Raw genomic sequence first — 22,602 nt, 5'->3', positions numbered from 1 at the left:
AACCCCTCCCATTCCGGCGAGGTGATCATAGCCACAAACCGGCATACCTGACCGCGTGCGCGGGACTACTTCCGAGTAGCGATCTCAGGGGACGAGATGGCGGACCGCCGCGGGGAGATCACGGGTGCGCCGGTGCGGCCCCGCCACAGCCACCCCGAAGGGCCGCGCGAGCAGGCTCGCCGCCGTCCGCGACACCTCGTCGGTGGTGACTTCGTCTATGCGCGCGAGGGTTTCGGACACGCTGCGGTGATTGCCGTAACTGAGCTCGGAACGCCCGATGCGGTTCATGCGCGAGCCGGAATCCTCCAGCCCCAGCACCAGTCCACCGCGCAGCGAACCCTTGGCGCGAGCGCATTCGGCGTCGGTGATGCCATTGGCCGCCACCTCCTCGAGCACGCCGCGCGCCAAAGATGCGACCCGGCCCAGGTTTTCGGGCTGGCAGCCGATGTACACCGAGAACGCGCCGGTGTCGGCGAAGGTGTCGACGCTGGAGTACACCGAGTACGCCAGGCCGCGTTCCTCCCGAATACGCTGGAACAGGCGCGAACTCAGGCCGCCGCCCAGCACGGTGTTGAGCACCGACAGCGGCCAGCGCTTCTCACCCTCGTGCCGGCCGAAGGCGCGGGTGCCGAACACCAGATGCGTCTGCTCGCTGTCGCGGTGGATACGCAGCAACTCTGGATTGCCGCGCGGGCGGAACTTGCCCTCGCGCCGCGGCGCCGGCTCCAGGCCGGACTCGAGCCGATCCCCGAAAGCGCGGTACACCAGTTCGACGGTGTGCTCATGCTCGATATTGCCCGCCACCGCCACCACCATGCGGTCGGGCCGGTAGCGGCGCACGTGGAACGAGCGCAACTGGTGGGCCTGCATGGCCTCGACGGTCTCGACGCTGCCGATCACCGGACGGCCGATCGGATGATCGCCGAACAGGGCGGTCAGGAAGGCGTCGCCGACCATGTCCTCGGGATCGTCGTCGCGCATGGAGATCTCCTCCAGCACCACCTGACGCTCCACCGACACGTCCTCGGCGCGGCACAGCCCGTTCATCACCACATCGGTAACCAGGTCCACCGCCAGCGGGAGGTCCTCGTCCAGCACGTGCGCGTAGTAGCAGGTCTGTTCCTTGGCGGTGAACGCGTTCAGCTCACCGCCGACCGCGTCCATGGCCTGCGCGATGTCCAGCGCCGAGCGCGAGGGCGTGGCCTTGAAGAGCAGATGCTCGAGGAAGTGCGCGGCGCCGGCCACAGTCGGGCCCTCGTCCCGTGAGCCGACACCGACCCACACGCCGATCGACGCCGAGCGCACGCCCGGCACATGCTCGGTGACCACCCGCAGACCACCGGGCAGCACGGTGCGGCGCACGCCGCCGACATCCATTGCGGGCGCCTCGTTCCGGGCGATCACCAGTGAAGAACCCCCTTGCTCCAGATTTCGGAGCAAGGGGGGCTTGGACTGCTTCTTCGTCACAGAGAAATAATTACTCTGCGCTCGCCTCTGCCGCAGCAGAGGCCTCGGACTTGTCCGAATCCTCATCGATCGGCACCAGCGAGATCTTGCCGCGGTTGTCGATGTCGGCGATCTCCACGCGGATCTTGTCACCCACGTTGACCACATCCTCGACCTTGGCGACGCGCTTGCCGTTGCCCAGCTTCGAGATGTGGACCAGACCGTCGCGGCCCGGCAGCAGCGAGACGAACGCGCCGAAGGCGGTGGTCTTCACGACCGTGCCCAGGAAGCGCTCGCCGACCTTCGGCAGCTGCGGGTTGGCGATGGCGTTGATCGCGTCGATCGCGGCCTGCGCCGACGGGCCGTCGGTCGCGCCGACGAAGACGGTGCCGTCGTCCTCGATGGAGATGTTGGCGCCGGTGTCCTCGGTGATCTGGTTGATGACCTTGCCCTTGGGTCCGATCACCTCGCCGATCTTGTCCACCGGGATCTTGATGGCGGTGACGCGCGGAGCGTAGGGGCTCATCTCGTCCGGGGTGTTGATGGCCTCGGCCATCACGTCCAGGATCGTGTTGCGTGCGTCCTTGGCCTGGTTCAGCGCACCGGCCAGCACCTGCGACGGGATGCCGTCGAGCTTGGTGTCCAGCTGCAGGGCGGTGACGAACTCGCGGGTGCCGGCGACCTTGAAGTCCATGTCGCCGAAGGCATCCTCGGCGCCCAGGATGTCGGTGAGGGCCACGTAGCGGACCTCGTCCTCACCCTTGTCGTTCTTCACGGTGTCCGACACCAGACCCATGGCGATACCGGCGACCGGGGCCTTCAGCGGCACACCGGCGTTCAGCAGCGACAGGGTCGAGGCGCAGACCGAACCCATCGAGGTGGAGCCGTTGGAGCCCAGCGCCTCCGACACCTGACGGATGGCGTACGGGAACTCCTCCTGCGACGGCAGCACCGGCATCAGCGCACGCTCGGCGAGCGCGCCGTGGCCGATCTCGCGGCGCTTGGGCGAACCCACGCGGCCGGTCTCACCGGTGGAGAACGGCGGGAAGTTGTAGTGGTGCATGTAGCGCTTGGAGGTCTCCGGGCCGAGCGAGTCGACCTGCTGCGCCATCTTCACCATGTCCAGGGTGGTGACGCCCAGGATCTGGGTCTCGCCACGCTCGAACAGCGCCGAACCGTGGGCGCGCGGGACGACCGCGACCTCGGCCGAGAGCGCGCGGATGTCGGCAAGGCCGCGGCCGTCGATGCGGAAGCTGTCGGTCAGGATGCGTTGGCGCACCAGCTTCTTGGTGACCGAGCGGAACGCCGCGCCGATCTCCTTCTCGCGGCCCTCGAAGGACTCGGCCAGCTCGGACAGCACGGCGAGCTTGATCTCGTCGATCTTCTCCTCGCGCTCCTGCTTGCCCGCGATGGACAGCGCCTCGTGCAGCTCCCGCTTGGCAGTGCCCTCGACGGCCTCGTAGGCGTCGGGCTGGTACGGCAGGAAGATCGGGAATTCCTCGGTCGGCTTGGCGGCCAGGGACGCCAGGTCCGACTGCGCCTTGCACAGGCGGGCGATGAACGGCTTGGCTGCCTCGAGGCCCTCGGCCACAACGACCTCCGTCGGAGCGGAGGCGCCGCCGGCGATCAGGGCGAGCACATTGTCGGTGGCCTCGGCCTCGACCATCATGATGGCGACGTCACCGTCGACCACGCGGCCCGCGACCACCATGTCGAACACGGCGCCCTCGAGCTGCTCCACGGTCGGGAAGGCGACCCACTGGCCCTCGATCAGCGCGACGCGCACGCCGCCGACCGGGCCGGAGAACGGCAGGCCCGCGATCTGGGTGGACGCCGAGGCCGCGTTGATCGCGACCACGTCGTACAGATCCTTCGGATCCAGCGACATGACGGTGACGACGACCTGGATCTCGTTGCGCAGGCCGTCGACGAAGGACGGGCGCAGCGGGCGGTCGATCAGGCGGCAGGTCAGGATGGCGTCGGTGGAGGGGCGACCTTCCCGACGGAAGAACGAGCCAGGGATGCGGCCCGCGGCGTACATGCGCTCCTCGACGTCCACCGTCAGCGGGAAGAAGTCGAACTGGTCCTTGGGCTGCTTCGACGCCGTGGTGGCCGACAGCAGCATGGTCTCCTCGTCGAGATAGGCGACCACGGAACCCGCGGCCTGCTTGGCCAGCCGGCCGGTCTCGAAACGGATGGTGCGAGTCCCGAAGGCGCCATTGTCGATCAGGGCGACGGACTCGAAGACGCCGGGCTCGACCTCGGCGGCGGAACTGATCTGGGTGTCAGACATCTTTGTTATCTCAACCTCTCGTCTTCGCCGGGTCCAGCACGCGTTCCTTCGCGCGCGACCCGACTCGTGAGCCGTACCCGGCATGGGCGCGCGGCAGCCCTCCTGGCCACAACACGCACACCCGGCCGATATCCCCTTGGGATCTTCGAATGAACGGCGACGCGGAGGCGGTCATCGATCGAAGCCCTCCGGGCGCGCATGGTTCATCTCAATCTCGCGCCCCGAAAAGCCACTACCGAAGACCGACGCCACGCGACGGGTGCATACGGCTCATGTTGGCGTATATCCGGCCGGGCCTCCCCCTCATGGGGACTACCGGCCACATATACGTAAAGCCAACGAGGAGATTCTATGCCTCCTCGTTGGCCGGTTCGTCAACTACCTCTGCTCTCGAGGTGTGTCACCTCGACCGGCAGAAGCTCTGCGGCTTGGATCAGCGACGCAGGCCGAGACGCTCGATCAGCGAACGGTAACGCTCGATGTCCTTGTCCTGCAGGTACTTCGAGAGCCGCTTGCGACGACCGATCAGCGCCATCAGACCGTGGCGGGTGTGGTGGTCGTGCTTGTGCTTCTTGAGGTGCTCGGTGATGTCGGCGATCCGCTTGGACAGCAGCGCGATCTGCGCCTCCGGAGAACCGGTGTCCTTCTCGTGCACGCCGTACTCGGCGAGGATCGCCGACTTCTGCTCAGTGGTGAGAGCCACAGAATCTCCTTGTTTCAGTCCGCGCTCCGAGGGACCGGATGAAATCCGGTTGGGCGCCACCGCGGACCGCAGCAAACCCGACGGGACAGCTTACCGGAGTGCCCGCTATCGCGGAAATCGGCCCTGTCGAGCCCTAGTCGTCGGTGCCGTCGCCGAGCACCTTGCGGGCCTGGTCGACATCCTTGCCGATGGCCTCGACCAGCTCCTCGATCGACCCGAACCTCCGCATGCCGCGCAGCTGTTCGACGAAGTCGACGGCCACATGCTTGCCGTACAGGTCGCCGTCGAAATCCAGCAGGTGCGGCTCGACCGTGCGGTTGCTGCCGTCGAAGGTCGGGTTGGTGCCGACCGAGATGGCGGCCATATGCCGCGTGCCCTCGAATTCGTCGCCGGGTTCGAGAACGGTGAACCAGCCCGCGTAGACGCCGTCGGCGGGGATGGCGGCATGCATGGCCGGGGCCACATTGGCGGTCGGGAAGCCCAGACCCTTGCCGCGTCCGTCGCCGTGCACGACCACGCCCTCCACCCGGTGCGGCCGGCCCAGCGCCTCGGCGGCCGCGCCCACATTGCCGTCGGCCAGACAGCCGCGGATGTAGGTGGAGGAGAAGGTGACCGCGTGTTCGCCGAGCAGCTGCACGCCGTCGACGTCGAAGCCGTAACGGGCGCCGAGCTCACGCATGGTGTCCAGGGTGCCGGCGGCCTGCTTGCCGAAGGTGAAGTTGTCGCCCACCACGACCTCGGCCACATGCAGGCGGTTGACGAGGAGTTCCTCGACGTATTCCTCGGGCGTGAGCTTCATGAAGTCGCGGGTGAACGGCATCACCACGAACACGTCGATGCCGAGTTCCTCGACCAGTTCCGCGCGCCGGTCCAAGGTGGACAGCTGCGCCGGATGCGACCCGGGTCGCACCACATCCACCGGGTGCGGGTCGAACGTCATGAGCACCGACGGAACACCCCGCACCGCAGCGGATTTCACCGCACGGCTGATGAGCTGGGCGTGACCGCGATGCACGCCGTCGAACACACCGATGGTGAGGACACACCGGCCCCAGTCCGCGGGCATCTCGTCGAGACTTCGCCATCTCTGCACACCGGAAGCCTACGCAAAGCGCGTCACAGACAATATTCGGCGGTGCGGATCTTCACGACCGGAAGCATGCCCGTCACCGTGTGTTCACCACTCCGCCCTCGACGCGGAACCGCGCCCCTACCAGCGAGCGCGCCGATGTGTGAAACCGCGTGGGGTGTGCCTAAGCTCGGGTGCGTGCCCGGAAAACGAGACATCGCCACCCGCCGCGAGCTGGCCGATCCGTCCGCACCTTCCGAACCCCACGGGACCACCACTGTCGCACCGGTGCTGTCGTCGGTCGCGCAGGATTATCTGAAAGTGATCTGGAGCGCGCAGGAGTGGTCGCAGGAGAAGGTGTCGACCAAGCTGCTCGCCGAGAAGATCGGCGTTTCCGCGTCCACGGTGTCCGAGGCCGTCCGCAAGCTCGCCGACCAGGGCCTGGTCGAGCACGCCCGCTACGGAGCCATCACGCTCACCGAGGACGGCCGCCGCGCCGCCGTCGCCATGGTGCGCCGGCACCGGCTCATCGAGACCTTCCTCGTGAACGAACTCGGCTACGGCTGGGACGAGGTGCACGACGAGGCCGAGGTGCTCGAGCACGCCGTCTCGGAAACGCTCATAGAGCGCATCGACGCCAAACTCGGCCACCCCGACCGGGATCCGCACGGCGACCCCATCCCGTCGGTGGACGGCGCGGTGCCCACACCTCCGGCCCGCCAGCTCAGTGATTTCGGCGCCGGCGAATCAGGCCGGGTAGCACGGATTTCCGACTCCGACCCGGCCATGCTGCGCTACTTCGATTCGCTGGGAATCGCTCTCGACACCCTGATCACGGTGGTGGAGCGCCGCGATTTCGCGGGCACCATCGCGGTGCGGGTGCGGGAGCGCACCATCGACCTCGGCAGCATCGCCGCCGAGGCCATCTGGCTCAGCGAGGCGCACTAGCCGCACGCGCTCAGACGAGGCGGTGGCCGCCGTCGACGTGCAGGATGGTGCCGGTGACGAAGCCGTTGCCGAGCAGTGAAACCACCGCCGACGCAATGTCGTCCGGATTTCCGAGTCGCTTGACGGGGAGCTTGTCCGCCATGGCTCGCAGCCGCTCCTCCCTGTCGTCCCACGGCATCGACTGCCAGATGTCGGTCAAGACCCAGCCGGGCGACACCACGTTCACCCGAATCGGGCTGAGCTCCACCGCGAGGGCCCGGGCCAGGCCCTCCAGGGCGGCGTTCACCGTCGCCACCATGGCGCCTCCGACCGCCGGGCGATAGGCGGCTATACCGGAAATGAAGGTGAGCGAACCGGTTTCGCTCAGGCGCGCGTGCTTGGCCAGCAGCATCGATCCGATCAGTTTGACGTCGAGGAAGCCGCGGCCGTGCTCGAAGTCGAAGGTGGCGATAGGGCCGTAGGCGCCCGTCAGATCGGCGGCCGTGCTGATCACGTGATCGACGACGCCGACCGTCTCGAACAACCGCGAAACCTGTTCCTCGTCAGTGATATCCGCGGCGATGGCAGTGAGCTTGCCCTCCCCCAGCTCGCGCATCGCATCGGCCAGCCGCTGTTCGGACCGCCCGACAATCACCACCTCGAACCCCTCCGCCAGCAGCGCGTCGGCAATGGCCTGCCCCATCCCGGACCCCCCGCCCACAACCACGGCACGCCCGGCCGCACCTGAAAATCCCTTGTCTGTCATGCCATTCAGCCAACCCACGGCGTGACCCACCGTCCACGACGCGCGACCGAACGCCCCTGAGGCACGCCCTAACGCCCCAGCCCAGCCGCAACTTCGGCCTCAGCGCGGGCCGACGACACCGGTGGTCGGAGACATCGTTGTTCGCCGCGCTGTGTGGAGTCGAAGCCTTTCAACGTGGTGCACCCACGTCGCCGCTGCGGGCCCGGTTACCACATGACGGGACCACATCATGATCGACCCACAAATCGAAAGCCCGCGCCTGCGACCCGAAGACCCATGATCTTCACCCGTCCCGCCGGCGCAGTCGCGCGGTCGCCGGGCCTTCCGGCACCTGCCACGCTGTGCGGAGCCGGTCGAATTGGGCGCGCAAGGGTTCCGATATCGGTCCGTGTGGTGTTTGCCTGATCAGCGTGGTGGCCAGGTGGACCAGTTCGCGTTCCAGTGGGGCCGGGAGCGCGCCGAGCAGGTCGCGATCGTGTTGTGCGGCGGCTTGTTCGGCGGGTGAGGCATCGGGGCCGCAGCCCTGCAGGACTTCGGCGCGCGCTCGGGCGACCGTGAGCTGGGTGGCGTCCAGTGCTTGTTCGATAGGTCCGGTCATGAGCGCTTCCCTTCTGTCGTCCCAGTCGGGTGACTCAGATTCCGGGGCTGCTGCCGTAATACAGTTGGTCCTCGCGGTAGCCGCCCTGCCCCATGCCGATATCGGCGATGCCGTCGACGAATTCGATGGCCTTGATCCATTTGACCATCTTGTAGCCGAGCTGACTTTCCAGTCGCAGCCGCAGCGGAGCGCCGTGTTCGATGGGGAGCGGCGCGCCGTTCATCTCCAGTGCGAGCAGGGCTTGTGGCTGTCGGGCGATGGCGATCGGAACAGCCTCGTAGAAATATCCGTATCGCCCTCGGCCCTCGGTGAGCGCCTTGTCGTCCATGGCGTAGAACACGATGTGGCTCACCGATTTCGACGGCTGGACGAGGTCGATGAGTGCCGACAGCGGCACGCCGCCCCATTCGGCTATGCCGTTCCAGCCCTGGATGCAGTTGTGGTTGGTGATCTGGCGAGTCATGCCCAGCCGCGCCAATTCGGGCAACGACAGCGTCACCGGATGGTCGACCAGACCTCCCACGGGCAGTTGGTATCCGCCGAATCCGTCGGCGGCCAGTTGCCGATATCCCATGTCGGTCGGCGGGTAGCCGTTGACGCGGTGGTATTCGGAGATGTCGCGTCGCCGGTAATGCTGTCGAGACCGGCCCAGCCGCGACAGCATGTGCTCGAAGCGGTGCACAAGCTTGCCCAGCAGCCGTTGGGTGCGGCGGGGATCGATCCGGGAATACACGGTGGCCCCGACGTGAACGATCACCACGGCCAGCAACGTCAGCGAGCCGACCACGGTCGCGAGAACTCGGTCGCCGTCCTCGGAGCCCAGGAAGATCTTGGCGAATTCGCCCGGAATACCGTGCACGACGACCATGAACAGGTGGACGACGACGAAGGCGAGCATCGCGCACAATCCGAGGAAGTGGACGCTGCGCGCGCCCTGCTTACCGCCGAACAGCCTTCCATACCAAGGGAATCGGGCCAGCATCGCCGGTGACATCGCCACTCCGGAGGCGATCTGCAGCGGGGCCAGCACGAAGACGACACCGAAATAGGTGAGTTTCTGAGCGGCGTCGAACGGCTGTCCGGGAAGCTGAGGCGCCAACTGGAAATGCAGATACGTGCCGATATCGCGAATGGCCTGCGGCACGATGCTCCAATGCGTGGGCACCAGATAACTCCAATATCCGGAGACGAAAACCATCGCCACGTAGACCGCGCCGGTGAGAATCCAGAATGGCACTGTCAGGAAATGCCAATGCCGCCCGACGCCCAGATTCTTGCGACCCGGCAGCGCGATAACCGGATGCCAGGACTCCTCTTCGTCCAGCGATACCCATGGCCGGCGCGAATCGCCGCCGAAGTTCTTGCCGGACAACCGAAGCCATTCCCGTCCCGGCGGACAGCCATCGCTCCAGTACAGCTTCGGCATCGACGACAGCACCTCGACGCCCGAGCGCATGAGCAAGGTGACGAACAAGATATTCAGCCCATGCGTAATGACCACGAACAGCGGATAGTGCGGAACCTGCTCCATACACCCTCCTTCGAACCGGTCCCTTCCGTCGGGAACTACCCCGTCACCTGTCGATCAAGCCTCGCCAGAGTGACGAACTTCTGATCGGATATGCGCAGGCGGGAGCCCCGAGTCCGGGCGAGGACCGACGGTGCTGGAGACCGGATGGTCGGCGTCGCGCTGCGTTTGCCGTCCCCTTCCAGGAATAGGGCCGCAGCGACGCAATTCGCGCTGACCGTACCGAGGTTCCTCGCACATGCCGCGGCCGCATACCGTTGATCGACCAGCGGCGGAGCATGGGACCGCACCCCCTGACCGAAATTTATCGGGTAGAGGCACTTGTCATCGGGACTATTTTCGATGGAAAAGGGTCTGGCCCCTATGGTGGTGGTTGGACGCTGGCGTCCCTCGACCGGGCGCCGGACGATGGACGATGACCGAGGGACCACGCGATGGAGGAACTCGAGCGAGCGGCGCTGGTGGCGCTGTGGTGGCGGGCGCTGACGAATGCCGGTGGGATGCCGATGCCGCCGCCCGCGCGAGAGGTGCTGGACACGTTGGTCGACGATCTGGCGGCCGGGGTGGACAGCGAGCGCTTCGACGACGCGGTGGGCGTGCGGGCCGGCGCGGCCCTGGTGGCCGCGGGCCTGCTCGATCCTGCGGCACCGGCCACCGCGGCGGCGGTGCTGTACCGCATCGCCGCCCGCAGCCCACGACCGGATGCCGACGAACGGGCCGACGCGCTGCTCGGCGCGATCGCCCAAGGCCACCGGCAGGCACCACGGCAGCCGCGGACCCCGGCGACCGGGCCCGACGGGGAGCCGGAGCCGCCGTGGCGGGTTCCGGACGAGATGTTCCGGATCGCCGTTGAGAACTCACCGATCGCGATCGCTTTCGGCGACACCGACGGCGAGCTGCTCTACGCCAACCGGGCCATGGGCGAGCTGCTCGGCGTACCGATCGAGACATTGGAGCGGATCACGGTTGGCGAGTTCTCCCATCCGGAAGATCAGGTCGAGGTCAACGCGATGATCTTCGGCCGGTTGCTCGCGGCGCGTACGGGGACCGTGTGCATGGAGCGGCGGCTCGTGCGCGCCGACGGCAGCGTCCGATGGGCCTCATTCGCGGTCACCTATGTGCCGGCCAGCGGCGGGCAGGACGACTTCGGCCTCGGCGTGGTCGAAGACGTCACCGAACGACACCGGCTGCAGGAGCAACTGCACTGGCAGGCCCGTCACGACCAGCTCACGGGCCTGCCCAACCGCCGCCAGTTACTGGATCGGATCGAAAAGATCGCCGCCACCGCGACCCGGGGCGACCGGATCGGGCTGTGTTTCATCGATCTGGACCGGTTCAAACAGATCAACGACCACTACGGCCACGCCACCGGCGACCAGGTCCTGGTCACCGTCGCCGACCGGCTTCGCGAGAGCCTGCGCGAATGCGACTGTATGATCGCTCGCCTCGGCGGCGACGAATTCATCACCCTCGTCGCCCCGCCCGCCGACGACCGCAAGGTCAGCGAGGTCGCCGACCGACTGCGATCCGCACTGACCCCTCCGGTCACCGTCGGCGCACACCGGCTGCCGGTGTCGGCCAGCATCGGCGTCGTGGTGAGCCCCATCGCCGGCAGGGCGGCCGACACATTGCTGGACGCCGCCGACCGTGCGCTCTACCGCGCCAAAACCAGCCGCACACAACCAAACCCGTACCCTGACCCGAGGTGAATAGCCGAACACGCATAGGCCGGCCGCCGATCACGGAGTACGAGACGCGGTCGAGCCCGTGCCGGTCGTCGCGGTCAGCGGGCCGTGGGCGGAATGCCGGATTATTCTGTGTTCGATCAATTGCCCAGGTGTGGTGATGGTGTGGAGGGAGACCCGGTGAGTGCGGGCGTGGATTTTCGCGTCGTGTTCGAATCGGCACCGGGGTTGTTTCTGGTGCTGGATCCGGAGCTGCGCATTGTCGCGGTGACCGACGCTTATGCGCATGCGACCATGACCGATCGCGAGGCGATCGTGGGCAAGGGCATCTTCGAGGTGTTTCCCGACAACCCGGATGATCCCGACGCGGAGGGGGTGCGGAATCTGCGGGTGTCGCTCGAGCGGGTGTCGCGGGAGCGGATCGTGGATGACATGCCGGTGCAGCGCTACGATGTGCGCCGCCCCGACGGGGGATTCGAGCAGCGATTCTGGAGTCCGTCGAACTCTCCGGTCCTGGCCGAGGACGGCGCGCTGCGCTACATCATCCACCGCGTGGAAGACGTCACCGACTACATGCGCCTGCAAGCCTCCGACGCCGTACAACAGCGAGAGGCGGCGGCGTTGCGTGAGTCGGCTCGGCGCATGGAGAGCGAGGTGTTCGCCCGGGCCCATGAGGTCGCCGAGACCAGCCGCCAGCTCAAGGAGGCCAACGCCGAGCTGGTCGAATTGTATGCGCGCACCAAGGAACTCGATGAGCTGAAGAGCCAGTTCTTCGCCAATGTCAGCCATGAGTTGCGCACCCCGCTGATGCTGATCCTCGCCCCGGCGGAGAAGCTGCTCGAGACCCATGCCGACGACACCCAGCGTGCCGAGCTCGAGGTGATCATCCGCAACGCGCGCATGCTGCTGGGGCAGGTGAACAACCTGCTGGACGCCTCGAAGCTGGAAGCCGGTGCGCTGCACCCGGATTACGCACGAATCGACACCGCCGCCCAACTGCGGTCGGCGACCGGCTATTTCGAAGCCCTGGCCGCCGACCGGCACATCACGCTGAGTGTGGATGCCCCGCAGGCGGTTCCCGCGGAACTGGACCCGGAGCATCTGCAACGGATACTGCTCAATCTGTTGTCCAACGCGTTCAAGTTCACCGACGCGGGCGGCGTCATTCGATGCAGCGTCCGGCCCGCCGATGACCGTGTCCTGATCGAGGTCGCCGACAGTGGCCCCGGCATCGCGGCCCAAGACCGGGCCACCGTGTTCGAGCGGTTCCGTCAGGTCGACGGTGGCGCCACCCGCACGGTGGGCGGAACAGGCCTGGGGCTGAGCATTGTTCGCGATCTGGTCCTGCTGCATCGGGGGGACGTGTCGATCACCGATGCACCCGAGGGCGGGGCGATGGTGGTGGTCGATCTGCCGCGCACCGCGCCCGCGGGCGCCGAGGTGCGGACGAGCGCGCACGACGACTCGGTGCGCAACCGGGCGGCCGCGGCGGGATTGCTCGCTGAACTGAGCACCCCGAGTGAGGCCGTGCGCGGCGACGAGGAAGAGCTCGCCAAACCGCTGGTGGTGCTGATCGAGGACAATATCGATCTGAACAATGCGATCGGTGAGTCGCTGTCGCCTTCATACCAGGTCATGTCCGCCTTCGACGGTTCTGCCGGATTGCGCATGGCGCGCACGTGCCGGCCCGATCTGATCGTGTGCGACATCATGATGCCGCTGTTGAGCGGTGACGAACTGCTGCAGCGGGTGCGTACCGACCCGGAACTGATGAACACTCCCGTCCTCATCATGAGCGCCCGCGCCGACGAGGACACCCGGCTGGCCCTGCTGCGCGCCGGAGCCAATGACTTCCTGGCCAAGCCCTTCCCCCTCGCCGAATTGCGGGCTCGCGCCGACAACCTGGTGAACGTGCGGCTGGCCGAGGCCCGGCTGCGTGCCCTGCGGGTCGTCAACGAGCGCGACCGCATCGCCCTGGAACTGCACCGCACCGTCATCGACAATCTGTTCGCCCTCAGCATGCAGCTCGGCAGCGTTCGCTCTCAGGCCCGCACCCCCGGCGTGGCCGCTCGCATCGATGACGTGATCAATGGTCTCGACGCCATCATGCGCCGGATCCGCGACACCGTCACCGACCTCGGCTCCAAACCCGGCGCAGAAGAAGGATACCGGTCCTGAATTGGCCGAAACGGATAGCGACACAACCACATTCACTCGGGCGGCCGTTCCGGCGCAATGACCGAAGCGCCACACCGACTTCACCCGATGGACAGTGGTACACCGAGGCCGGCGCCGGCCGCGTCCTCCGAGAGCCGTTGCCTCGCCAGGCGTTCGCCGAGTTCGGGCATGGCGCCGACCGGACTGCCGGCCAGATCGGCCAGGCTCCATCGCAGCACCGATTCCACGTACTGCCGCGCGGTGGTACCGCCGAACTCGACGCACAACCGTTCAATTGTTTGGTCGAATATCCGAGGCTCGATCGTCCGGGGCGGTTCCTCGACGGCAAGAGTCATGATCACGGTTACAGGCTGCTGCGCGCCCCTCTCCCGCGGCAGGGTCGAAAGACTCCACTTGGGCGAGGCTGTGCTCCCGAACCGGTGACCACGCGATATCCGGAATCTCCCGCCGGGTCGCCTCATGACGTTCGGCCCTTCGTCTCGCGCGTAGTTCACCTGACACGATCAGGAGTGCGAGCCGCGTCACTGCAGAAGCCGACGCCCGGGCGGGAGAGGATCAGCTGGAGGTGAGGCGGAGGCCGCCGGCGAGGGCATCGGCCATGGTGTGCAGCAAGGGGTTCCGCGTGGCGGAACGCCACGCGGCGGCATAGGTGATTACCAACGGGCGAGGATCCAGAGGCCGCCAGACCAGGCCGGATACCGAGGCGGTGCGGGCGGAGCCGACACCGATGGCCTCGGGGCGCAGCGGCAACAGTTGCAGCATCTGGGCGTGGCTCATGGCGCTGTCGCTGAGCACGACCGTCGCGCCGCGCTCACGCAACTGCGACAGCACCGAGTCGTGGACCTCGGGGGCCGCGTCGCGCGCGAACATGATGAGCTCGTGATCGCCGATGCGCTGCGGTTCGACCGAAACCGCTGCGGCGAGCGGATTCTCGCGAGACATGACGATGCCGAGCTCCTCGTCGGCAATGGGCGTGCAGGTGAGATGTTCGGCCAGCCGCACCGGCAGCCGCAGTACCGCCAGGTCGACCTCCTCCCGATCCAGCAGCCTGGCCTGTTCGCCACTGCTGCCGGTGGCGAGCGCGACCCGGACCCCGGGCCGGCGCGCCTTCAGCAGCGCCTCGATCCGGCCGGGCAGCCAGGCGGGCGCGCCGTTGACGATGCCGAGACGGAACACCGCGTTGCCGGGCTGGGCCACGGCCCGCGTCTCGCGCAGCGCGGTCTCGGCCGCCTCCACGACATTTCGGGCCGTCTTCAACAGCACCTCGCCCGCGGCGGTCAGTTCCACCCCGTGATTGCCGCGAATCAGCAGCGGTCCGCCCACCTCGCGTTCGATGGCGCGGATCTGCTGGCTCAGCGTCGGCGTGGAGATGAACAACCGCTCGGCCGCGCGGCGGAAATGCAGCTCCTCCGCCACCGCCACGAAATACCGCAATTGCCGCAATTCCACCCTTGAAGGGTAGGCGTCATGGCTGCCGGGACGATACCCAGCCGGGGTGCGGGAACAGCTCCGGATTCGAGCTCGATCTACACCCAACCCGGATTCGGGGAGGGCGAGGTGACAGTAGCCCAGCGTTCGGCGATACGGCGGCCCTGGAATCGCCAGAGCACGAAGCCCTGAAAGGTCAGGGGCTGCCCGGTGGCGCGGTCGGTCCACCGCCAGATATTGCGGCACATGACCCGGTCGCCCTCGGCGAGCATCTCCACCACGGTGACGTGCAGGTCGGGCATGGCCTCGTACATGCCGAGCATCATCTTCTCGTCGCCGGTCAGGTCGGTGGGCTTGCCACCGGGACCGTCGTGGTCGAGGAAGTCGGGGGTCATATTGCGGTGGATGACGGCGGCATTGCGCCGGTTCACGAATTCCTCGAAGTGGTCGGCGACGAACTGCTTCATGGATTCGAGGGAGAGGTCGGTGGGCATGATCGCCTCCTCTGCGCGGTCGAACGACCTTCTCATCGTCCACCGCCCCACCCGACCGGGTAAGCGATTGGGCAACAGCGGGTCAGAGATTGGGCAGCACAGCCCCACTATCGCCCCAACGCCCAACGTTCCACCTGTCCGACATCACCCACCCCACCGCGTCTCGCCACGCCGCCCGACGACACCCCGCCGGCAATACCGGCCATGCCGCGCGACAACACCATGTCCCCGCCGTCATCCACGCCGGCCGACATCGCCCCGCCGCCCGACGTCTGCAGAGTGGGGCTCCTCGATCACGGCGCGAAACCTATCGATCAGCGCGCACTTCCGCACGAGCGGCGCGCTGCCCGGCATCGCCGCGCCGGGATCGGTGGGCGGCTCAGAGATTCGCCGGGCGCACGACCATGACCGACGAGGCGCGCTTGCCGGACTCCTGGAGCAGCGCGATGGCATGACCCGCCGGGTCGATGGCGGCGTAAACCCCTGGCAGACCGACCGGTTCGAGCCAGCGGCCATTGCGCAGATCCTCGGCCTGGGCCGCGGTGATGTCGCGGACCGGGAAAGCGGTGCGCACGGCCGTGTCGATATCCAGGCTGAGCAGCGCTTCGCCCGCCTCGGCGGCCGCGGCCAGCTGGTCCAGGGTGCGGGCGTGCTCGAGGGTGAAGGGCCCGACGCGGGTGCGGCGCAGCGCGGTGAGATGGCCGCCGACACCGAGCTTCTCGCCGAGATCGCGGGCCAAGGCGCGGATGTAGGTGCCCGAGGAGCATTCCACTTCCACGTCCAGATCGACGAATCGGGTTGCGCCGGCGTCGATATCACGACGGGCGAGCACATCGAAGCGGCTGACCGTGATGGGCCGGGCGGCCAGCTCGACCTCCTCACCGGCGCGGGCCCGGGCGTAGGCACGCTCGCCATTGACCTTGATGGCGCTGACGGTGGCGGGCACCTGTCGGATGTCGCCGGTCAATTCGGCTATGCACGAGCCGATTTCGGCATCGGTGAGATGCCCGGCCGCGGCCGTGGCGGTCACCTCACCCTCGGCATCGTCGGTGATCGTCGACTGGCCCAGCCTGATGGTGGCGGTGTACGCCTTGGTGGTCAGGGTGAGCTGCCCGAGCAGTTTGGTGGCGCGCTCGACACCCAGCACCAGCACGCCGGTGGCCATGGGGTCCAGGGTGCCGGCATGCCCGACCTTCTTGGTGCGCAACAGCCTTCGACACTTGGCGACCACATCGTGGCTGGTCCAGCCACCGTCCTTGTCGACGATCAACAGTCCGCCCAAGGCGTCGACCAGCGGCGGCAGCTTCTCGCGTTTGGCCTGCGCCGCGCCCATCAGGCCGCCACGATCGCGGTCAGGATGAGGCCGTCGGAGATCAGCCAGCGACCGTCGAAGGAGGTCAGGGGTGCGCCGCCGTCGGTGACGGGGCCGGGGATGAGCAGGTCGGTGTGGAAGGCGCCGGAACCGCCCTCCGCAGACTCCTCGTCGACGGTGAAGGTGATGTGCGCGTCCTCGAAGCCGAGCCACAGGCCGGTGAGGGGGAACCACGCCTTGTAGGTGGCCTCCTTGGCGCAGAACAGCAGCCGGTCCAGGTGCAGATCCGTGCCGGGCAGCACGGTCTTCAGCCACTGCCGTTCGGGCGCCAGGCTCACCGAGTCCAGGACACCCTCGGGTAGCCGAGCGTGTGGTTCGGCGTCGATGCCGATGGAGCGGAAGCGCAGTTTGTGGCCGAGCGCGGCGGCCCGGTAGCCCTCACAGTGGGTCAGGCTGCCGACGACCCCGCGCGGGAATACCGGTTCCCCGGTGCCGCCCTTGCCGATGGCGACGGCCGGCTCGCCCAGCTGGGCCAGGGCCCGCCGGGCGCAATAACGGGCGCCGATGAAGTCCCGCCGCCGCTTCTCCACCGCGCGGGAGATCAGATGTTCCTCGCCGGGATGCGGTTTCAGGTCCTCCGGGTATGCCGTCAGTTCGGCCGCGGCGACCCCGCCCGGGAGAATCCTGCCGAGTATGCGCGCCGATTCCGTCGCCGCGACTGCCCGCTCCTCGATGACCTGCCTCCTGCTCGCTTCCGACACTGCCGGATCGAGCCTACCGGGCAGGCGGGCAGAGGTCCGCCCGTCATCCGGGTGCGCTCTTTCGCCGCGCACGCTCGCCGGTGCATGGCCAGGCTTTCGCCAGCTCCGCCCGCCGGCGTCGACGCTCAGGCCGAGCCGCGACGGCGTTCGGCGGCCTCCTTCATTTTCAGTGCTGCGGCCCGCATTTCGGGGGTGACCTTGAAGTGGCCGCCCCACTCGTTGAGGGTGTCACCATAGTCGGGCGCGGGCAGAATCTGGCGGAGAAGTTTGTCGGGCAGGCCGCGGCGCTGCCATTCCCGGGGGTAGCCGAGCGAGACCTCTTCGAAACGGACGCCGTCGTACCAGGTGGTGCGGGGGATGTGAAGGTGGCCGTAGACGGCGCAGACCACGTTGTAGCTGGTGTGCCAGTCGGAGGTGAGATCGGTGCCGCACCAGAGGGAGAACTCCGGGTACCACATCATGTCGACCGGTTTGCGCAGCAGCGGGAAGTGGTTGATGAGGACCAGCGGGGTTTCGGCGGGCAGGGCGTCCAGGCGGCGCTGGGTGTACTGGACACGGGCGTGGCACCAGGCGTCGCGGGTCAGATAGGGCTCGGAGGAGAGCAGGAATTCGTCGGTGGCGACCACATTGCGGTCCCGGGCGATGGCCAGCCCCTCGGACTTGGTCTTCGCGCCCTCCGGCAGCCATGAGTAGTCGTAGAGCATGAACAGCGGAGCCAGGGTGACCGCGCCGCCGTACTCCTCCGCGCCCGCGCCCTCCCACACCGGAAACGGGTCCTCCGGGGTGACGACGTCGAGGTCGCGGCACAGCGAGACCAGGTAGTCGTAGCGGGCCGCGCCGTGCATCTGCACGGGATCCTTTGCGGTGGTCCACAATTCGTGGTTGCCGGGGACCCAGACCACCTTGGCGAAGCGGCCGCGCAGGGTCTCCAGGGCCCAGCGGATGTCATCGGCCTTCTCGCCGACGTCACCGGCCAGGATCAGCCAGTCCTCGGGGGAGTCCGCGCGGATCGCCTCGACCACCGGCTTGTTGCCCTGATGACCGACATGGATGTCGCTCACCGCCATCAACTTCGGAATCACCCGGTTCCGCCTCTCTGTCTCCGACCGGTCCTCGCAGCAACCGTCCCGGCCCCCAACAGATTCCCATGCTGGATCCCGCCGCCGGTCACCGCACCCAGCGGATGCGGGCGTCCGGGGCGAATACGGCCGCCACGGTGAGCGTTCCGGAGGGCTCCCGGCGGCAGGAGGCCACCGCCACATGGCAGGGACGCGGGATCTCGGCGGGGATGCGGACGCCGCCGTCGATCTCATAGCGCATATTGGTGACCTTCCAGCGCCGCGCCCGCGGATCCTCCGGGTCGACCGGCGGCGCGTCGTGGCGGGCCACCACCATCACCTCGGTGATGCCCGTCGGCCAGACGAAGACCAGCAGGCCACCGCGCTCGGACAGGCCGCGCACGGTGGGCAGGCCGCCGGCCGGATCGGCATCCGCCTCGGCGACCGGCGAATTCCGGTCGGACCGGGCCATTTCCGAGGCGCGCCCAGAGATCGACGCGACCACGCCGTACACCGGTACCGGCCCGGTCAGGGCCCCGCCGTCCTCCAGCGCGGTACCGCGAGTGCGGCCCACCACTCGCCATGACCCGTCGACCAGTAACCGGGTGACCCGGTATTCCACCTGCTCGGTCGCCGACTGGGTCCAGGTGATCACCACCGTCCCGTCGGGTTTCCGGCTGGCTTTCACCTGCCCCGGCGCGCCCACCTGCAATTCGGCCAGCGCACCGAGCGCCCCGGCATGGTCGGCGCACACCTCGAGCACCGCCCGCACGGCCTGCATGCGCAGCCCGGGATCCACGGGCAGCGCCTCGAACAGCCGTGCCGCCTCGGTCACCGCCGCGCGCGCTCGCCCGATCAGCAGCTCCCGGGTGGCACCGCGCGGATCCGGATTGGGCACATCGGCCGCCCGCCGATCCAGGAAATCCAGGTGCTCCGCCAGCGCCTCCACGAACCGCCGTGCGGCACAACAGGACACAGCCCCGCGCCAGTGCACGGCCGCCTCCGCCAGCACCCGCTCGACTTCCTCCCCCATGGCCCGCACCGACCGCGCCCCCAGGCTGTCATCCCCCACGCTCCGCCGCGCATCCGTCACGAATCCGGCCGCCTCCTTGGGGCGCCCCGCCCGCAACGAGGCCCGGGCCGCCCGCAACGCGGCCTCCCACGGCCGCCCCGAGTGGGCTGACCCACCGGCGTAGGGCGTCCGCTGCCACTGCGCCGCCGGCGGACCCGACGAGCTCGCCCCGTCATGCGGAGCCGCGTCGCCCTGCGAACGCCTTGGCCCCGCAGCGCCGTCGGCCCGCGATCCCCCACCGCGGCCCGGAAGACTCGACCCTGAATCCTCCTGCGCGTCAGGGCTTTCCGATGCGGCGCCCGGGGAGCCGCCGGAATCGGAGGCGGCGGAGTTGTCACGCCGCGGGTTGTTCGTGGGGCCGTGGTCGGCTCCGAATCCGCCATCGCGCGCCGCGGCGGACGGCGTTTCGCGCCCGCCGGTCGCCTCCGCGGATTCGCGGCCGGCGCTGCGGGCCGCTGTTGCCGCGGACTCGGGCGGGTCACCGGCGGACACGACGCCGGTTGGCGAATGGGCCGAAGGAGTTGTGGCGAAGTGAGGTTGTGGGGAACCACCGGATCGGTGCGGGGCAGCGAGGTGTTCGCGGCCTTCGACCGTGGTGCCGAGTTCATCGGCGAGGCCGATGAGGACGCGCTCGGCGGTGGCGCGGTCGAGGCCCCCGGCGATGGCCACACCGAGCAGATAGTCGAAATCCGGTGCCACCAGCAGGTCTTCGACCAGGATCGCGGCCCGGACCTGAGGGCGGAGCTGGTCGGTGACGGTCTCGGTGATGGTGAGCAGATAGGCGTCGACCATGGCGCCACCCGGTTCGAGGAGGTCGCCGATATGGATGAGGAGTTCGTCGAGCACGACCCGCACGCGGCCGGGCGGGAGTTCACGGGTGCGGGCGCGCAGCGCGGCGGCGCGCAGCCGGATCTCGCCGGTGTGGTGCGCGGAGGAGAAGTTCATACCGAGCAGGGCCAGCAGGGTCGGGACCGGATCACCGGGAAGCAGACGCTCGTATTCCGCGAGGAGTTTGCGAATCTGCTGGCGGCGTTCGGGACTCACTCCCGGCGCGGCGGGCGGCGTCGGTGCGGGGGGCTCGTCGATGATGCGGTGGCGGCGCACCCGGGTGCTGATCTCGGCCACGGTCAGCCCGCCCATCCGGCCGATGTCCTCCAGGCCCGGAATCTTGCCCGCGGGAATTCCGCCGTGCCGCTGCACCAGTCGCTCGATGGCCGCGTCCAGCATCTCGTAGCGCTCGGCCTCGCGCCGCGCCCGCACCTGCGTCACCCGGTCCGCCTCGAGAAGCCGGGAGCTGGTGTGCAGCAAGGGTTCCGAGAGTTCCTTGTGCGCGTCCACCAGCAACCCCGCCAGCACCCGGAACTTGGGATGGTCGCGCAGCTTCTGCCAGCAGGCCCAGACGTCCTCGACCCGCGCCGCCACCTCGGCGTCGGTCAGCCGCGCCGCCTCCGCGAGCGGAAGGTCGTACAGCTCGAAGGCATCCGACTCCTCGAGGCCGCCTCGTCGTTCGACGGCGGCGAGGACGCGTTTGCGGTAGTCATTGGGATCGAAGGCGTGCATGGCTTTTCGGCGGACAGCGTATATCGGTCAGGAGTTGCGGCGGCGGGTGCGTTGCAGCTGATCCAGTTCACGCTCCACATCCGCCTGCGACAGGGTGGCCCCGGTCTGCACCGACAGCGTCAGCGGCAGATCGGCGTCCACATGGTAGGCGGTCACGTGCAGGACGCCGTCGAATCCCATCTCGAAGGTCACCCGGACTTCACTGCCCTCCGGGTACCCGGGCGGGATATCACGAATCCTGCCCTCCACCAACACCTTCGTGTCCTCGGGCCGCGTCGAGGCCGCCTGTCCCTGCTGCTCGACAATGGTCAGCTCGATCTGATCCTGATCCGCGCGCACCGTGCCGTAGGAACGCCGCACCTTGATGGGCAGCGTCTGATTGCGATGCACCAGCCAGCTCGCGGCCAGCCCGTTGAACGGATCCAGCGCCAGCACCCCGAATCCGCGCGACACCACGGTGTCCACCTGGATCTCGATCATGCGCCGCACCAGCCCCACCGGCTGCCCGAACGAATCGGCCACCCGGGCCAGAGAGGCCTCCAGATCGCGCGGATCCGCGTCACGCAGTTCGGCGCCGTCGCGTAGTCGGCCCCGGGTGACCAGATCGGCGAGCACCAGCCGCTCCATTTCCAGCTTCTCGCCGTAGAGCGCGGCCCCGCGCGCCACTGACAGATCCGGATCGCGCAGCTCACCGGCCAGCCCGAATTCCTTGTGCAGTTGCTCGGCCACCATCGGCATGCGCGAGGAGCCGCCGACCAGCAGCAGCCGATCCACCTGCCGCACCCCGCGCTGCTTCGCCGCGGCCAGCACCGCCTTGGTCAGGTCCAGGGTGCGCCGCATGAGCGAGGCCGTCAGCGACTCGACTTCGGCCCGGGTCAGCGGGATCACCGCCCGTGCGCCATCGTGCGCGATCACCACCTCGGTGCTGTCGGCGGTGGTGAGCTCCCGCTTGGCCTGTTCGGCCGCCAGCACCAGCAGCTGCGAGCCGACCGAATCGTCTAGGGGGTCTTCGGCATCCGGGTTGGCCGCACAGAATTGCTGTGACAGGTGCAGCGCCAAACGCTCGTCCCAGTCCGCGCCACCGAGTTGATGGTCGCCCTCCACGGCCAGCACCGAGATGCGCCGGTCGGACAGTTCGATGACGGTCGCGTCGAAGGTGCCGCCGCCGAGGTCATAGACCAGCACGGTCTCGCGCGCGGCCGTCTTGCCGATGTCGATGCTGCCGTCCAGGCGACCGAAGCCGTAGGACAGCGCCGCCGCGATGGGCTCGGACAGCACGCCCGCCACATCGAATCCGGCATAGGTGCCGGCCTGCATGGTGGCGCGGCGCTCCTCGTCGCCGAAGTAGGCGGGCACCGTGATCACGACCCGCCGCACCGGTTCGCCGCCGGCGAATTCGGCATCGGCGGCAAGGCTTTTCAGGATGAGCGCGGACACCACGGGCGCCGACCACAGCTGTCCATGCGCGCCGAATCGCCACTCCGCATCCCCCATGCGGCGCTTCACCAGTGTGCACACGTGATCGGGATCCAGGCGGGCCTGCCGCCGCGCGCCCTCGCCCACCACATGGTCGGTGGCGGAGGCGAACAACACCACCGACGGGACGGTCGGTTCACCAGTGAGCCCGATCAGCACCTCCGGCCGACCATCTGCCGCTATTGCCGCAATTGCCGAATTCGTTGTGCCCAGATCGATTCCATAGACCCCCATGGCGGCGATGGTAG

General features: G+C 68.2%; 18 protein-coding genes. 3 read left to right on the top strand and 15 right to left on the bottom strand.

Features of this window, described 5'->3' with window-relative positions:
- Positions 1 to 84: 84 nt before the first annotated feature.
- From GLP40_RS11655 to GLP40_RS11640, 4 genes are all read right to left on the bottom strand, one after another.
- Positions 85 to 1,377, bottom strand: coding sequence for a M16 family metallopeptidase (locus GLP40_RS11655; RefSeq protein ID WP_154788202.1), 1,293 nt, complete (start codon positions 1,375 to 1,377; stop codon positions 85 to 87).
- 100 nt (positions 1,378 to 1,477) lie between these two features.
- A complete protein-coding gene (locus GLP40_RS11650; RefSeq protein WP_154787902.1) occupies positions 1,478 to 3,739 on the bottom strand; it encodes a polyribonucleotide nucleotidyltransferase in 2,262 nt (753 codons plus the stop codon).
- A gap of 433 nt (positions 3,740 to 4,172) precedes the next feature.
- Positions 4,173 to 4,442, bottom strand: coding sequence for a 30S ribosomal protein S15 (gene rpsO / locus GLP40_RS11645; RefSeq protein ID WP_040859570.1), 270 nt, complete (start codon positions 4,440 to 4,442; stop codon positions 4,173 to 4,175).
- Between the two features lie 133 nt (positions 4,443 to 4,575).
- Entirely contained in the window at positions 4,576 to 5,535 is a 960-nt protein-coding gene (locus tag GLP40_RS11640) for a bifunctional riboflavin kinase/FAD synthetase (protein ID WP_328290022.1), read from the bottom strand.
- Positions 5,536 to 5,709: 174 nt separating this feature from the next.
- Between GLP40_RS11640 and GLP40_RS11635 the strand changes: the two genes are divergently transcribed.
- Positions 5,710 to 6,459 carry a metal-dependent transcriptional regulator gene (locus GLP40_RS11635; RefSeq protein WP_407671575.1) on the top strand — a complete coding sequence of 250 codons (750 nt, stop codon included), beginning with the start codon at positions 5,710 to 5,712 and terminating at the stop codon, positions 6,457 to 6,459.
- 10 nt (positions 6,460 to 6,469) lie between these two features.
- Here the strand turns inward: GLP40_RS11635 and GLP40_RS11630 are convergent, their stop codons facing one another.
- The 3 genes from GLP40_RS11630 to GLP40_RS11620 all read right to left on the bottom strand — a co-directional run bounded on the left by GLP40_RS11630 (position 6,470) and on the right by GLP40_RS11620 (position 9,333).
- On the bottom strand, positions 6,470 to 7,204 hold the full coding sequence (locus GLP40_RS11630) for an SDR family oxidoreductase (RefSeq protein WP_154787900.1): 735 nt from the start codon (positions 7,202 to 7,204) through the stop codon (positions 6,470 to 6,472).
- Positions 7,205 to 7,487: 283 nt separating this feature from the next.
- The gene (locus GLP40_RS11625) at positions 7,488 to 7,802 is read right to left on the bottom strand and encodes a hypothetical protein (RefSeq protein WP_154787899.1); all 315 of its coding nucleotides are present in this window, start codon (positions 7,800 to 7,802) and stop codon (positions 7,488 to 7,490) included.
- A 34-nt stretch (positions 7,803 to 7,836) separates the two neighbouring features.
- Positions 7,837 to 9,333, bottom strand: a complete 1,497-nt coding sequence (locus GLP40_RS11620) for a molybdopterin-dependent oxidoreductase (protein ID WP_154787898.1) — start codon at positions 9,331 to 9,333, stop codon at positions 7,837 to 7,839.
- A gap of 431 nt (positions 9,334 to 9,764) precedes the next feature.
- Here GLP40_RS11620 and GLP40_RS11615 point away from each other — a divergent pair, with 431 nt between their 5' ends.
- Together GLP40_RS11615 and GLP40_RS11610 are read left to right on the top strand one after the other, a co-directional pair.
- A complete protein-coding gene (locus GLP40_RS11615; protein ID WP_154787897.1) occupies positions 9,765 to 11,039 on the top strand; it encodes a sensor domain-containing diguanylate cyclase in 1,275 nt (424 codons plus the stop codon).
- Positions 11,040 to 11,195: 156 nt separating this feature from the next.
- Positions 11,196 to 13,193 carry an ATP-binding protein gene (locus tag GLP40_RS11610; RefSeq protein ID WP_196054631.1) on the top strand — a complete coding sequence of 666 codons (1,998 nt, stop codon included), beginning with the start codon at positions 11,196 to 11,198 and terminating at the stop codon, positions 13,191 to 13,193.
- A gap of 80 nt (positions 13,194 to 13,273) precedes the next feature.
- On the opposite strand, the gene GLP40_RS11605 is transcribed toward GLP40_RS11610, so the two are convergent.
- From GLP40_RS11605 to GLP40_RS11570, 8 genes are all read right to left on the bottom strand, one after another.
- The gene (locus GLP40_RS11605; protein ID WP_154787895.1) at positions 13,274 to 13,459 is read right to left on the bottom strand and encodes a hypothetical protein; all 186 of its coding nucleotides are present in this window, start codon (positions 13,457 to 13,459) and stop codon (positions 13,274 to 13,276) included.
- Between the two features lie 289 nt (positions 13,460 to 13,748).
- Positions 13,749 to 14,642 (bottom strand): LysR family transcriptional regulator, encoded by an 894-nt coding sequence (locus GLP40_RS11600; RefSeq protein WP_196054630.1) that lies wholly within the window; start codon positions 14,640 to 14,642, stop codon positions 13,749 to 13,751.
- Between the two features lie 77 nt (positions 14,643 to 14,719).
- The gene (locus GLP40_RS11595; protein WP_154787893.1) at positions 14,720 to 15,115 is read right to left on the bottom strand and encodes an ester cyclase; all 396 of its coding nucleotides are present in this window, start codon (positions 15,113 to 15,115) and stop codon (positions 14,720 to 14,722) included.
- Between the two features lie 379 nt (positions 15,116 to 15,494).
- Positions 15,495 to 16,448, bottom strand: coding sequence for a tRNA pseudouridine(55) synthase TruB (gene truB / locus GLP40_RS11590; RefSeq protein ID WP_154787892.1), 954 nt, complete (start codon positions 16,446 to 16,448; stop codon positions 15,495 to 15,497).
- On the bottom strand, positions 16,448 to 17,122 hold the full coding sequence (gene npt / locus GLP40_RS11585; protein WP_328290100.1) for a 4'-phosphopantetheinyl transferase Npt: 675 nt from the start codon (positions 17,120 to 17,122) through the stop codon (positions 16,448 to 16,450). The genes truB and npt overlap by 1 nt, the downstream gene beginning before the upstream one ends.
- A 191-nt stretch (positions 17,123 to 17,313) precedes the next feature.
- A complete protein-coding gene (locus GLP40_RS11580; protein WP_328290021.1) occupies positions 17,314 to 18,270 on the bottom strand; it encodes a metallophosphoesterase family protein in 957 nt (318 codons plus the stop codon).
- Positions 18,271 to 18,355: 85 nt separating this feature from the next.
- Positions 18,356 to 20,878 carry a hypothetical protein gene (locus tag GLP40_RS11575; protein WP_154787891.1) on the bottom strand — a complete coding sequence of 841 codons (2,523 nt, stop codon included), beginning with the start codon at positions 20,876 to 20,878 and terminating at the stop codon, positions 18,356 to 18,358.
- A 27-nt stretch (positions 20,879 to 20,905) separates the two neighbouring features.
- Positions 20,906 to 22,588, bottom strand: coding sequence for an Hsp70 family protein (locus GLP40_RS11570; RefSeq protein ID WP_154787890.1), 1,683 nt, complete (start codon positions 22,586 to 22,588; stop codon positions 20,906 to 20,908).
- Positions 22,589 to 22,602: the final 14 nt, after the last annotated feature.

Source organism: Nocardia aurantiaca, from assembly GCF_009708175.1.
Lineage (GTDB): Bacteria > Actinomycetota > Actinomycetes > Mycobacteriales > Mycobacteriaceae > Nocardia > Nocardia aurantiaca.
Note: the sequence above shows the minus strand (reverse complement) of the source record. Positions and strands in the feature narration are given on the sequence as shown.

Excerpts from the sequence above, each read along its gene's own strand:
- truB (WP_154787892.1), bottom strand. The coding sequence starts at position 16,448 with ATGGGCGCGGCGCAGGCCAAACGCGAGAAGCTGCCGCCGCTGGTCGAC.
- GLP40_RS11650 (WP_154787902.1), bottom strand. The coding sequence starts at position 3,739 with ATGTCTGACACCCAGATCAGTTCCGCCGCCGAGGTCGAGCCCGGCGTC.
- GLP40_RS11570 (WP_154787890.1), bottom strand. The coding sequence starts at position 22,588 with ATGGGGGTCTATGGAATCGATCTGGGCACAACGAATTCGGCAATTGCG.
- GLP40_RS11625 (WP_154787899.1), bottom strand. The coding sequence starts at position 7,802 with ATGACCGGACCTATCGAACAAGCACTGGACGCCACCCAGCTCACGGTC.
- GLP40_RS11630 (WP_154787900.1), bottom strand. The coding sequence starts at position 7,204 with ATGACAGACAAGGGATTTTCAGGTGCGGCCGGGCGTGCCGTGGTTGTG.
- GLP40_RS11575 (WP_154787891.1), bottom strand. The coding sequence starts at position 20,878 with ATGCACGCCTTCGATCCCAATGACTACCGCAAACGCGTCCTCGCCGCC.
- GLP40_RS11655 (WP_154788202.1), bottom strand. The coding sequence starts at position 1,377 with ATGGATGTCGGCGGCGTGCGCCGCACCGTGCTGCCCGGTGGTCTGCGG.
- GLP40_RS11595 (WP_154787893.1), bottom strand. The coding sequence starts at position 15,115 with ATGCCCACCGACCTCTCCCTCGAATCCATGAAGCAGTTCGTCGCCGAC.
- GLP40_RS11620 (WP_154787898.1), bottom strand. The coding sequence starts at position 9,333 with ATGGAGCAGGTTCCGCACTATCCGCTGTTCGTGGTCATTACGCATGGG.
- GLP40_RS11615 (WP_154787897.1), top strand. The coding sequence starts at position 9,765 with ATGGAGGAACTCGAGCGAGCGGCGCTGGTGGCGCTGTGGTGGCGGGCG.